The sequence below is a fragment of the Moritella yayanosii genome, assembly GCF_900465055.1.
GTDB lineage: Bacteria > Pseudomonadota > Gammaproteobacteria > Enterobacterales > Moritellaceae > Moritella > Moritella yayanosii.
On the sequence record NZ_LS483250.1, the window covers coordinates 658373 to 670797 of the forward strand.

General features: G+C 38.9%; 13 protein-coding genes and 1 pseudogene. 10 read left to right on the forward strand and 4 right to left on the reverse strand.

The window, feature by feature from the left end:
* The first annotated feature begins 127 nt into the window (after nucleotides 1-127).
* Together MORIYA_RS02970 and MORIYA_RS02975 are read left to right on the forward strand one after the other, a co-directional pair.
* Nucleotides 128-883, forward strand: coding sequence for an alpha/beta hydrolase (locus MORIYA_RS02970; RefSeq protein ID WP_112712577.1), 756 nt, complete (start codon nucleotides 128-130; stop codon nucleotides 881-883).
* 301 nt (nucleotides 884-1184) lie between these two features.
* Entirely contained in the window at nucleotides 1185-1484 is a 300-nt protein-coding gene (locus MORIYA_RS02975) for a hypothetical protein (protein ID WP_232011488.1), read from the forward strand.
* Between the two features lie 62 nt (nucleotides 1485-1546).
* Here MORIYA_RS02975 and MORIYA_RS02980 read toward each other — a convergent pair whose 3' ends face one another.
* Nucleotides 1547-2041 carry a MarR family winged helix-turn-helix transcriptional regulator gene (locus MORIYA_RS02980; protein WP_112712579.1) on the reverse strand — a complete coding sequence of 165 codons (495 nt, stop codon included), beginning with the start codon at nucleotides 2039-2041 and terminating at the stop codon, nucleotides 1547-1549.
* Nucleotides 2042-2147: 106 nt separating this feature from the next.
* Here MORIYA_RS02980 and MORIYA_RS02985 point away from each other — a divergent pair, with 106 nt between their 5' ends.
* Nucleotides 2148-3398, forward strand: coding sequence for a multidrug effflux MFS transporter (locus MORIYA_RS02985; RefSeq protein WP_112712581.1), 1251 nt, complete (start codon nucleotides 2148-2150; stop codon nucleotides 3396-3398).
* Nucleotides 3399-3410: 12 nt separating this feature from the next.
* Here MORIYA_RS02985 and MORIYA_RS02990 read toward each other — a convergent pair whose 3' ends face one another.
* Complete coding sequence (locus MORIYA_RS02990) at nucleotides 3411-3830, reverse strand: CBS domain-containing protein (RefSeq protein ID WP_174216891.1); 420 nt, start codon at nucleotides 3828-3830, stop codon at nucleotides 3411-3413.
* A 206-nt stretch (nucleotides 3831-4036) separates the two neighbouring features.
* On the opposite strand from MORIYA_RS02990, the gene MORIYA_RS20890 reads away from it, so the two are divergent.
* The gene (locus MORIYA_RS20890; protein ID WP_174216892.1) at nucleotides 4037-4471 is read left to right on the forward strand and encodes a TM2 domain-containing protein; all 435 of its coding nucleotides are present in this window, start codon (nucleotides 4037-4039) and stop codon (nucleotides 4469-4471) included.
* Between the two features lie 10 nt (nucleotides 4472-4481).
* On the opposite strand, the gene MORIYA_RS03000 is transcribed toward MORIYA_RS20890, so the two are convergent.
* A complete protein-coding gene (locus MORIYA_RS03000) occupies nucleotides 4482-5348 on the reverse strand; it encodes a DNA replication terminus site-binding protein (RefSeq protein WP_112712583.1) in 867 nt (288 codons plus the stop codon).
* A gap of 103 nt (nucleotides 5349-5451) precedes the next feature.
* On the opposite strand from MORIYA_RS03000, the pseudogene MORIYA_RS21735 reads away from it, so the two are divergent.
* Nucleotides 5452-5585: pseudogene (locus MORIYA_RS21735) on the forward strand (IS4 family transposase); the annotation flags it as partial.
* A 50-nt stretch (nucleotides 5586-5635) separates the two neighbouring features.
* Here MORIYA_RS21735 and asnB read toward each other — a convergent pair.
* Nucleotides 5636-7297, reverse strand: a complete 1662-nt coding sequence (asnB, locus tag MORIYA_RS03010; protein WP_112712585.1) for an asparagine synthase B — start codon at nucleotides 7295-7297, stop codon at nucleotides 5636-5638.
* A 562-nt stretch (nucleotides 7298-7859) separates the two neighbouring features.
* Here asnB and lpxM point away from each other — a divergent pair.
* The 5 genes from lpxM to MORIYA_RS03035 all read left to right on the forward strand — a co-directional run bounded on the left by lpxM (nucleotide 7860) and on the right by MORIYA_RS03035 (nucleotide 12265).
* A complete protein-coding gene (gene lpxM / locus MORIYA_RS03015; RefSeq protein ID WP_112712587.1) occupies nucleotides 7860-8801 on the forward strand; it encodes a lauroyl-Kdo(2)-lipid IV(A) myristoyltransferase in 942 nt (313 codons plus the stop codon).
* 284 nt (nucleotides 8802-9085) lie between these two features.
* Nucleotides 9086-10498 (forward strand): pyruvate kinase PykF, encoded by a 1413-nt coding sequence (gene pykF / locus MORIYA_RS03020; RefSeq protein WP_112712589.1) that lies wholly within the window; start codon nucleotides 9086-9088, stop codon nucleotides 10496-10498.
* A gap of 113 nt (nucleotides 10499-10611) precedes the next feature.
* Nucleotides 10612-11391, forward strand: a complete 780-nt coding sequence (locus MORIYA_RS03025) for a patatin-like phospholipase family protein (RefSeq protein WP_112712591.1) — start codon at nucleotides 10612-10614, stop codon at nucleotides 11389-11391.
* An 81-nt stretch (nucleotides 11392-11472) separates the two neighbouring features.
* Complete coding sequence (locus tag MORIYA_RS03030; RefSeq protein ID WP_112712594.1) at nucleotides 11473-11691, forward strand: VF530 family protein; 219 nt, start codon at nucleotides 11473-11475, stop codon at nucleotides 11689-11691.
* A 172-nt stretch (nucleotides 11692-11863) separates the two neighbouring features.
* Entirely contained in the window at nucleotides 11864-12265 is a 402-nt protein-coding gene (locus MORIYA_RS03035; protein WP_112712596.1) for a thioesterase family protein, read from the forward strand.
* Nucleotides 12266-12425: the final 160 nt, after the last annotated feature.

The following is a 12425-nucleotide window of genomic DNA, read 5'->3' on the forward strand; positions in this document are numbered from 1 at the left end:
GGGTTTGTTATTGCCGTTCTAAGCGCTGCGTTGATTCTGAGGGGGACATATTGGTTGTATTTTTGAACATCAGTATTTATGCTTTTGTTTGGTATAAGCATGTCGTTAAACAAGATAGGGAGTCGTGATGAAAAGTATGTTGATCACCATGCTCGTGTCCTATATCGGTATTTGTGTTGTGTTATTCGTATTACAACGCAAATTCTTGTATTTTCCGCAACCGGCAACGCCAGTAAATGGTGTAGCAGCAATCAGCTTTGATTCCGATGGAGAACAGTTACGTGGCTGGGTAGTTAACGAAGGGCGCGCTAAAGCGTTAATGTATTATGGCGGTAATGCCGAAAATATCGAAAACAACATCGATTTTTTTAAGGATGTGTTACCGGAGTATAGCGTCTATCTAATTCCCTACCGGGGCTATGGTAACAGTACGGGATCGCCCACTGAGGAGCATCTCTATCATGATGCCTTGTCTGTTTTCGACCGGGTAACCGTGAATCACGAACAGATAATCCTGATGGGCAGAAGTCTTGGTACCGGCGTTGCAACCTATGTTGCAGCGAACCGACAAGTAACCAAGCTGGTATTGATCACTCCCTTTGATAGTATCGTCAATGTCGCTAAGTCGGTCTATTGGATGTTTCCGGTAAACTTGTTGCTTAAAGATAAATACTTGTCAATAAATCGCGTGGAAAACATTACCGCGCCAACCTATATCTTCATTGCTGAGCATGACCAGGTGATCCCCCGAGCAAGGGCTGAATCGTTAATTGCGCAGTTTGCTGAGCAATTGGTGGTGACTATTTTGATCACCGGAGCCAGTCATAACGATATTTCGCAGTACCCGCAATATGTCACCGAGTTGAAGCGGACGCTGGACTGATATCTCAATAGCATATATTATTTTTCATACTGATTACATTCAATATTTTTATGGATAGACTATGCAGCGCAGCAAAGAAATATAATGACCGATTTGCTCGGCGATCAGTTTTCTGTGTTTGATGAAATGCCCGTGACGTTACACACCAGATGCTAAAATTAATATTGCTAATACTAAGCAAGCTTTTGATATTAGTCAGATCAAACACCTAACTCATTATGGTCATTGTATTAATGGCATTAACATCGAGATTGATCTGTGTGAAGAATCAGAGATTGAGCCACTATGGTCATTTCTTGAGTTGGATTTTTTAAGAATTAGTTTTGCCAGTGATGAAGTGCTTGAAGACGATTTTAAAGGGTTTTTGACGTGGTTAGAAAACGCAGACAAACTCGAAGCCTTATCGGTAGAAGCGCAGCCGTTACACCAGGAAGATGGATTACAACTACTGTCGATTTATTTTGCATCCTCAAAACAATTTCCGGTTTCGTTGTTTCTCAAAACCAATGCGAGCACAGTGACAATGCCATCAATGCCATCACTGCCAGCTTTGCAGGTATTTCACCAGGTAAATGTTGAGATGAGCATCAGTCGCTTTTAAGCCACTATTAGAGCGATTAGTCTGATAGCAAGCATCACCGGTGATGATAATAGGGCAGGGCATTAGTTTGTGGGCTTATTTTTCGCTAACACCCGTTGCATCATAGCATCGAGTTGTTGCAGCTCATCTGCCGATAATACACTTAATCCATTTCTTTCTTGTTGGTGTAATTCAGGCATCACAGTCTCAATTAATTGCTTACCCTTACTTGTGAGCAGTACCAGTTTACTGCGTTTATCTTTAGGGTTAGCAATTCTTTCAATCAACGTCGCTTGGCTTAAACGATTCAACACCTTAGTCAGTCCGCCAGAACTAAATATCATCGATTGGTATAGCGCTGTGGGGGATAGGCAATAGGGAACAGGACTGCGTCGTAACGAGCTTAATACGCTGAACTCTGCACGTTGTAAATCAAAGCTAGCGACCAGTGCTTCCATCTGATGGTGAAATAAATTACTGACCTGCAGCAAGCGTAATAATGCAGGTGATACGCTTGCTGCACACTCAGGCCAATTATCATCCATTGCTTGTAGTATTTCGTTAATGTTATTCGTCACTATCTGTCCCTTAATATGCATGGCTGTCTGAACACATCAATAATATATCTTGCCAGAAAGCTAAAGTCCAGTTATTATCTTGCCAGAAAGATAGTTGGAGGCGTAAATGACACCGAATAATACATCCTCAATCATAATGAATGAGGCAAACATAGATAATACAGCTACTGCCGGAAAAATGAATAAAACGTTAATACTGACACTGGCTGCAGTATTTGCTTTAACCCCATTTACGATAGATAGTTACCTACCTGCGATGCCAACGATGGCAAAAGCAATGGGGGTTGATATATCCTTGATGTCAGTGACCGTGAGTTTATATATTTTTGGTCTTGCGATAGGGCAACTTATCGGGGGGCCTTTATCCGATAAAAAAGGCCGTGGTTATGCCATGATTGCGGGTTTAGTTGTGTTTGCAATTGCCAGTATATTGCTGACGATAGCAACAGACATTGAAGTGTTATGGTTATGGCGCGTGGTGCAAGCTATCGGTGGCGGTATGGCCGTTGTTGGAGTACCAGCAACTATTCGTGATACCACGAGTGGTAAAGAAGCGGCTAAGCTGTTCTCACTGATTGCACTTATTATGATGATAGCCCCCTCAATTGCGCCGACGCTGGGTACGATTATCATGTTGGTAGCTGATTGGCGTTGGATCTTTTATACATTGGCCATAATGGCTGCGTTGGTGGCGATTCTGGTGATGCGCTATATGCCGAAACCAGTTAAGAAGACGATAGCTGAAGATAAGTTCGATAAGATTAAACCAAAGCTTGGTTTATTGTCGGTGTTCAGTGAGAAAAAAGCGTTAGGTTTCATGGTTGCACAAGCATTTGCTTATTCGGTAATGATGATCTTTTTAACCAATGCGTCGATGATGTATATGGAAGTATTTGGTCAAACGGCGCAGCAGTTTTCAATATTATTTTTTGCAAATATTTGCGGTTTGGTTGTTGTTAATCGTACTAACACATTTTTATTGGCGAAATTTGAACCCGAGACATTGTTACAAGGCTTCTTAAGCTTACAAGTACTTGGTGGCATAATATTAGTGACAGCATCTGTGATGGTTCCTGACGCTTTGTATGTGACTGTCGCAGGGTTTGTTATTGCGATTTCAGCCAATGGCGCGGTTATTGCGAATGCCAGTGCCTGTTTTATGAAACGATTTGGTCGAAATTCCGGTTCTGCTTCTGCGGTATTAGGGGCAACACAATATACAGTCGGTGGCACTGTGAGTGCGTTATCAGCGTTCATCAGTATGGGAGCAGTGCAACCTGTAGTTATTATCATGCTAATTTCATCTGTCATTGCGTTGATGGGAGCAACGATTGCTGCTCGCCATTCACGTCAATAAACACTGCAGGTGTTATTTATTCAGTAAGTGCGCGCATAATTTAACAAAGTCAGATGAAGTAACGATACCAATCACCTTATTTTCACCATCAATAACAGGTAGGCAACCCAGTTTATTATCAATGAAGTATTCAACAACAATGTTCAGAGGCTCATCTTCGGTTAGCTTTTGAAAATCTGTCGCCATCAAATCTTCGATTAACTGACCGCGTTCTTTTCTCGCGAGTGCATCAGTACCGTATTTGTTGATCATTGTCATGACCGCACTGATCATTTTTTTATGCGTCAGAACACCAATCAAGGTACCATCATTTTCGGAGATAACAGGTAAGTGACGTACCCCACGCGTTTGCATTAATTCATGTGCGTCTTTTAAAGTGGCTTTATGGCTTATACAAATAACATTGTCTGCCATTATATCTCTTACTTTCATACACTAACTCCGTGTTGTATAATATTTATTTTCCAGTATACCCCAATATATATAGAATGCGATGTTGAAGCTTAACAAAATAATACAGTTGGATATTGAATTGTTTATTTATTTTTGTATCGTGGCGTAACCTGCTGTAATTTTAGTGTGATTGTTTATAATTGTGTGATAATTTAGCTAGTTATATATTATGGATGGAGTTTGTTATGAAGGGATCGATCCTTGAATTCAATATTGGAAGTACAGAAGGGGTTATTTCTGATGAGGATGGATGTCATTATACATTTAATATGAATCAGTGGAGGCATAAGAGTGCGCCTCGGGTTGGTAGTACAGTTAATTTCACTATAAAGTCAGGAACACTAGCCTCTGCAACAATGGCTACTGTGGGTAAATCCAAGAAAACCGGGGCGGTATTGTTGTCGTTTTTCTTTGGTGCAGTCGGCGCTCATAAATTTTATTTAGGCTATCACAAACAGGGCCTATGCATGTTGGTATTGTTTGTATTCGGTTATGTTTTTCTCGGTTTACCCTCGATGGTTATTGCCATTATTGCCTTGGTGGAATTTGTGATTTATTTGTGTAAATCAGACGTCGAATTTGAACAAGATTATGTGTTAGAAAACCGTCCTTGGTTCTAGTTTTACTTATTTAAGCCATTGTTTTCTCAATTGTTTTACCAGAAAAAGTCCCTAAAATAACATTCTTACGTTTATCTGAGCGCTGCTTACGCATGTGAGATGCAATAAAGTCAGCGACTGCATGCGTTTCGAGAGGTTCTTTTTGTACTACGATTATCGGTAATGGGGCTGTGACTGTTTTTAATCCTGTTACCTTCACAATATTTGCCGCAGGTTGAACCTTAACTGGCCTGCGCACACGTAACTGATGCTCTGCGGTCGTCGCTATTTGTTGATGAAGCTGTATTAATGCCAGCTGATTATCAGGCGTGGCTCTCTCTTGTTCTGCGGTAATTTCCCCTAATAATTTTATCTTGTCAGGTTGGTGTAATGAATCTTTACGCTGCCAACTGAAACGTACCGATTTAACATATTCATTTTCTAAGCAATGGATCTTGCGATACAAGTGCACTGTCATTACTCCGGGACAATTATCATGGATCGCACTAAAACGTGCCTGGCGAGACTCATTTTCGCTGACTACCGCATGTTCGATTGCGCCTTTGATAGTATTAATTTGCTCAATGGTCGAGATGATCTTAGCGCTATTCTGGTGCTCTGGGTGTAAGTGAATCATACCCACGTAGCGTCGGGCTGATTTTTGCGAGAAGGGGTGTTTAATATGAATGTCTTTAAAGGCTTCAGCAGCTAACTTCATTGCCAGCATGTCGGTGACTAACTCGGGCATGATTTGGTTTATGATTGCCTGTTCCTGGCCTTTTAGTACCGCGGGGATCCGACTGACCAATGCTTGCACTGGTTGTGTGGTCGCTAATAATTTTTCTAATTGTTGCAATTTTGTCGTGAGTTGCTCAAATAAACTTTTAATGTCAGTCATTTTTAATCCTAGTATCAATGAAAACGTGGTATTGATAACTAGCATAGTAACGAATAGACCATCATGCAACAGGAAACGAGATTGAGTGATCGTTATGTGATTTCCGCGCCAGTTAAAAAGTTTTTATGCTATGGTAGAAAATTTAATATTACCCCCAGAAGGGAACGGACATTTCCTCGAATGGTGAAACCAAGACCTCAATATGCCAAAAATAAAAATGCCGTACACCTTAAATGAACGGCATTAGTACCAAAGTACTGTTAACGAAAGGTTAAACGAGATTAGTCTTAGTATGCTTCGTTATGTACGCCCGCAGCACGACCAGACGGATCAGCATTGTTTTGGAAACTTTCATCCCATGCCAATGCTTCTACCGTTGAACAGGCTACAGACTTACCAAATGGTACACATTTAGCTGCCGAGTCACCTGGGAAGTGACCTTCAAAGATGGCACGATAGTAATAACCTTCTTTAGTATCTGGCGTATTAATTGGAAACTTATATGCTGCGCTTGCTAGCATTTGATCTGTTACCGCTTCAGCCACGTGTACTTTAAGTTGGTCAATCCACGAATAGCCAACGCCATCAGAGAATTGTTCTTTTTGACGCCATACAATCTCTTCAGGTAATAAATCTTCAAATGCTTCACGGATGATGTTTTTCTCAATACGGTCGCCCGTGATCATTTTCAATTCAGGGTTTAAACGCATTGCAATATCTATAAATTCTTTATCTAAGAAAGGTACACGTGCTTCGATCCCCCAAGCTGCCATTGATTTATTCGCGCGTAAGCAATCGAACATATGCAGTTTAGATACTTTACGTACAGTTTCTTCATGGAATTCTCTTGCATTTGGCGCTTTGTGGAAATACAAATACCCACCAAACAACTCATCAGCACCCTCACCAGAAAGTACCATCTTAATGCCCATGGCTTTAATCTTACGCGCCATTAAATACATCGGCGTTGACGCACGGATAGTCGTTATATCATATGTTTCAATGTGGTAAATCACATCGCGTAATGCATCGATACCTTCTTGTACGGTAAATTCAATCGAGTGATGAATAGTGCCTAAGTGATCAGCTACTTTCTGCGCAGCAGCTAAATCTGGCGAACCGTTTAGACCCACAGAGAAAGAGTGTAGTTGTGGCCACCATGCTTCTGTTTTGCCGCCGTCTTCGATACGACGTTTTGCATACAGTTGAGTAACCGCTGAAATGACAGATGAATCTAAGCCACCAGATAATAATACACCGTAAGGAACATCACACATTAGTTGACGTTTAATCGCTTCTTCTAAGCCTTGCTTAACAACTTCTTTATTACCGCCGTTTTGTGCAACAGCATCAAACTCGGTCCAATCACGTTGGTAATACGGTGTCACTTTGCCGTCTTTACTCCACAGGTAATGACCTGCAGGGAATTCTTCAATTTGGGTACAAACAGGTACTAATGCTTTCATTTCTGATGCCACGTAGAAGTTACCATGTTCATCATAACCAGTATAAAGCGGGATAATACCAATATGATCACGACCAATCAGATAAGCATCTTCTTCTTCGTCATATAAAACGAAAGCAAAGATACCATTGAGGTCATCTAAAAACTGTGTGCCTTTTTCTTTATATAGCGCAAGAATAATTTCACAATCTGATTCTGTTTGGAATTCAAAATCAACGTTTAATGTTTTCTTTAAATCTTTATGATTATAAATTTCACCATTTACAGCGAGTACGTGAGTCTTTTCTTCATTATATAAAGGCTGTGCACCATTATTAACATCTACAATTGCAAGGCGTTCATGAACTAGAATTGCATTATCATTCGTATAGATACCTGACCAATCTGGGCCACGATGACGCAATAATTTTGATAGCTTTAGGGCTTGTTCACGAAGAGGTTTAATGTCTGACTTGATGTCTAGAATTCCGAATATTGAGCACATAGCTAATTCCTTCTGGTGCTGCGTTTGCAGCTAACTTTATAAATAGTGTGTTTAATTTGCCATATTCTGATTTTATTGCAATAAAAAATGACATAACTTTTATAAAAGTTGCAATTAAATGTGGAATCGTCAATTAAACACATTAAAAAATAACATTTCCATAATTACTGGGAGATGAGAATCAATATACATCTTAACTAGACGTAAGCACGATTGAATCCATTTAACGCAATATGATACTAAATGTGGCATTAAGTAAATAATTTAAATACAATAATAATCCTCGGAAGTTAAATTTATCATGATAATTAACCATAGCTCAATGGTAATTTAGCATAAAGGTTAAATATATTTTAAATTAATGGGTTAATAGATAATATCAACAGTCAATTAGGGTAAGCCAGGTAATGAAAATTACCCATATTGATTAATAATTTATTAAAAGGGTTCAAATAACCGAGTAAACATAAAAAATAGTTGGATTTGAAGACAGAACTGCATAAACTAATTTACTTGTTGTCTTGTAATATTTTTGTAATTTAAACAGGTTTGATAAAATTGTATGTCTGATAAATATAAACCGTACGACCTTTCTTTCAAAAAAACATTTTTACTCCCTAAGTTTTGGCCAGTGTGGTTCGGCGTTTTTGTATTATACTTATTCGCCTTTATGCCAGTGAAACCACGTGATAAGTTTGCACGATTTATTGCTACTAAGTTATTCAATTTAAAATTAATGGCTAAGCGTAAGAAAATTGCAAAAATCAACTTATCTATGTGTTTTCCTGAAATGGATGATGTTGAACAAGATCGTATTATCATGGTTAACTTAGTGACATTTTGCCAAACCATCTTAAGCTATGCAGAACCGAGTGCACGCAGTCTTGCTTATAATCGCAATCGAATGATTGTTCATGGTGGCGAAAATTTGTTCCCGTTATTAGAACAAGGCAAGCCTTGCATTTTATTAGTACCCCATACTTTTGCAATTGATTTTGCAGGTTTGCATATCGTGTCTTATGGCGCGCCTTTTTGTTCCATGTTTAATAATTCTGAAAACGAATTATTTGATTGGTTAATGACACGCCAACGCACTAAATTCGGTGGTAGCCTTTACCATCGAAAAGCAGGGTTAGGCGCACTTGTACATTCCTTAAAAAATGGTGAGAGTTGTTATTATTTACCCGATGAAGATCATGGCCCTAAACGTAGTGTATTCGCGCCGTTATTTGCGACTCAGAAAGCAACGCTACCTGTGTTGGGTAAATTAGCGCAAAAAACAAATGCGACAGTGGTGCCTATGTATGCCGCATATAATGAAAAATTAGGTAAATTTGAAACCTTTATTCGACCGGCAATGCAAAATTTTCCATCAGAAAGCCCAGAGCAAGATGCGGTCATGATGAATAAAGAGATTGAAGCGTTGATTGAATGTGGTGTGGATCAATACATGTGGACGTTAAGATTATTAAGAACACGCCCGGATGGTAAAAAAATCTATTAACAACCCAGTGGTTTAAACACTATATCGCCTTTACTTGCTGTGTTTTTAGTCGAAAAAGCGAAACAAATTTGATCTAGGTATCTATTCTGTCTTTCTTTGTGTATATCACTCTATGTTTTTCAATATATCCTTGCTACAATTGGTTTCATATGAAAGCGATATCACTTCAATAAAAGAATATTGTATATAGTCATTCTCACATAAATAGAACCATTTTCTCATCTAGACTATAAATAGAACACGAAATTAATAAGAATATAAAACATCCATACGGAGCTATAAGAATGAAAAAGACTAAAATTGTTTGTACAATTGGTCCAAAAACTGAATCAGTAGAGAAACTAACAGAGCTTGTTAATGCAGGCATGAACGTTATGCGTTTAAACTTCTCTCACGGTAACTTTGCTGAGCACTCGGTACGAATTCAAAATATCCGTGTAGTAAGTGAAAATCTAAATAAAAAAATTGCTGTGTTACTGGATACTAAAGGCCCAGAAATTCGTACAATTAAGTTAGAAAATGGTGAAGACGTAATACTGACAGCTGGTCAGTTATTCACATTTACAACTGATATTAATGTGGTAGGTAATAAAGATAGTGTAGCTGTAACTTACCCTGGATTTGCTAAAGATCTAAGCGCAGGTGCGATCATCCTTGTCGATGATGGTCTGATTGAAATGAAAGTTATTGAAACAACTGATACAGAAGTAAAATGTACAGTATTAAATACTGGCGCACTTGGTGAAAACAAAGGTGTTAACTTACCTAACATCAGCGTAGGATTACCTGCATTGTCAGACAAAGATAAAGCAGATTTAGCGTTTGGTTGTGAGCAAGAAGTTGATTTTGTTGCTGCATCATTCATCCGTAAAGCTGACGATGTAAGAGAAATTCGCAAAATATTATTTAATAATGGTGGCGAAAACATTCAGATTATCTCAAAAATTGAAAACCAAGAAGGTGTTGATAATTTCGATGAGATCCTTGCAGAATCAGACGGTATCATGGTTGCTCGTGGTGATCTCGGTGTTGAGATCCCTGTTGAAGAAGTGATCATGGCACAGAAGATGATGATCAAGAAATGTAATAAAGCAGGTAAAGTTGTGATCACGGCAACGCAAATGCTTGATTCAATGATCAACAATCCTCGTCCAACACGTGCCGAAGCGGGCGATGTTGCCAATGCTGTACTCGATGGGACTGATGCGGTAATGCTTTCTGGTGAAACGGCGAAAGGTAAATACCCAGTTGAAGCTGTAACTATTATGGCTAATATCTGTGAACGTACTGATAAGTCAATGTCTTCTGAATTGGGTGCTAATATCGTTGCCAAAAGCTTACGTATTACAGAAGCTGTTTGTAAAGGTGCGGTAGAAACAACTGAAAAGTTATGCGCACCACTTATTGTTGTTGCTACTCGCGGCGGTAAATCAGCTAAGTCGGTACGTAAGTATTTCCCGAAAGCGAACATTCTTGCAATCACAACGAATGAAAAAACAGCCCAACAATTATGCCTAACTAAAGGTGTAAGCACTTGTATCGTTGAGCAAATTGATAGTACTGATGAATTCTATCGTAAAGGTAAAGAACTTGCGTTAGCAACTGGCCTAGCAAAAAAAGGTGATATTATTGTTATGGTTTCAGGTGCACTTGTGCCATCGGGTACAACAAACACGGCATCAGTTCATCAACTTTAAGTTGTTAAATTGATATTATAGAGTAAGAGAGCGTATGCTCTCTTTTTTTATACCTAAATTTAAGATAAAGTTAATATACAGTGAATAAAAGTTAATTGGGATTAATCAAAAGGATGGGTAGAGTTAAACATAAAATTGGCTTAGTTCTTTCGGGTGGCGGGGCGAAAGGCATTGCTCACCTTGGGGTATTAAAGTATCTGTTAGAGCAGGGAGTAAGACCAAATGTAATTGCAGGTACCAGTGCCGGATCTATGGTCGGTGCACTTTATTGTTCTGGATTAGAGATCGACGAAATATTGCGTTTTTTTATTGATGTTAAGCCATTCTCTTGGAAGTTTACTCGGGCTTCAGCCGGTTTTATTGATCCGGCTAAATTATACCCTGAATTTTTAAAGTATATTCCGTTAGACAACTTTGAACATCTTGTTCCTGAGTTACGTATTGTTGCAACGAATATGTTATCTGGTAAGGAGCATATCTTTAATGATGGCTCAGTGATCAATGCAGTGCTCGCATCAGCTAGTTATCCCTTGGTATTTTCACCGATGATCATTGCGGAACAAGTTTATTCTGATGGCAGCATTGTGAATCATTTCCCCGTTAGTGTTATCGAAAATGATTGTGATAAAATCATTGGCGTGTATGTTTCACCAATACGTCAAGTGGAGCCTGAAGAATTGTCGAGTATCAAAGACGTGGTATTACGGGCATTTACACTACAAGGAAGTGCCGCTGAATTAGCCAAATTGGCACAATGTGATGTACAAATTTATCCCGAAGCATTAGTTAATTACAATACATTTGCAACTGACGAAAAATCATTACGAGAAATCTTTGCTATTGGCTATGACGCTGCTAAAGAACAACATAATAGTATTGTTGAATTGAAGTAACTTGGGTATAGCTAGACTGATTTTTTTAGTCTTGTGTTATACTTCTCGGCAATTAACTATTAATCATTTATTACGGTAAACATGACTCAAATAAATAACCCGCTTCACGGCATGACACTCGAAAAAGTAATTAACAGTCTGGTTGATAAATATGGTTGGGATGGTCTTGGCTACTACGTTAATATTCGCTGTTTTACGCATGATCCAAGTGTGAAGTCTAGCCTTAAATTTTTACGAAAAACGCCTTGGGCACGTGAAAAAGTTGAAGCGTTATATGTGAAAATGGTCACTGAAGATTAGATTTCGGTTGCTGTTGACCGGTCCTTGTTCATTATGGAGATAAACAATTGCCGGTTAATTTAATAGACTGTGTCAATACCTGACACCTTGTTCAATACTGCACTTTTATTTCTCCAATTTATCTATATGCTATATATTTTTAAATACATGACCAAATAGGTTAATTCCAGTAATGACGAAAATATACCATCACCCTGTTCAAATTTATTATGAAGACACCGATCACTCTGGCGTTGTTTACCACCCTAATTTTTTAAAGTATTTTGAACGCGCTCGTGAGCATGTGATCAATAGTGATTTATTAGCGACATTGTGGAATGAACGCGGCTTAGGTTTTGCGGTTTATAAAGCCAATCTAACTTTCCTAGATGGGGTGGAATTTGCTGAAGTTTGTGATATCCGTACTTCTTTTGTACTCGACGGCAAATATAAAACTGTCTGGCGTCAAGAGGTGTGGCGTCCTAATGCGGCTAAGGCTGCCGTTATCGGAGACATTGAAATGGTGTGCTTAGATAAAGAAAAACGCTTACAGCCGATTCCTGACGATGTGTTAACCGCAATGGTAAATGGATAATATCTGGCGTTAGCCAATTTGAGTACGAAAAAATCACAATTAATAACGAGGCATTTGCTGCCTCTCCTTACGTTTATATGACTTCCCGTCACGATTTGACCATCGCTAATAGCGACGTTTTCACATGCTTTTTCTAGTGTTATCAGTATTAAATACGGTT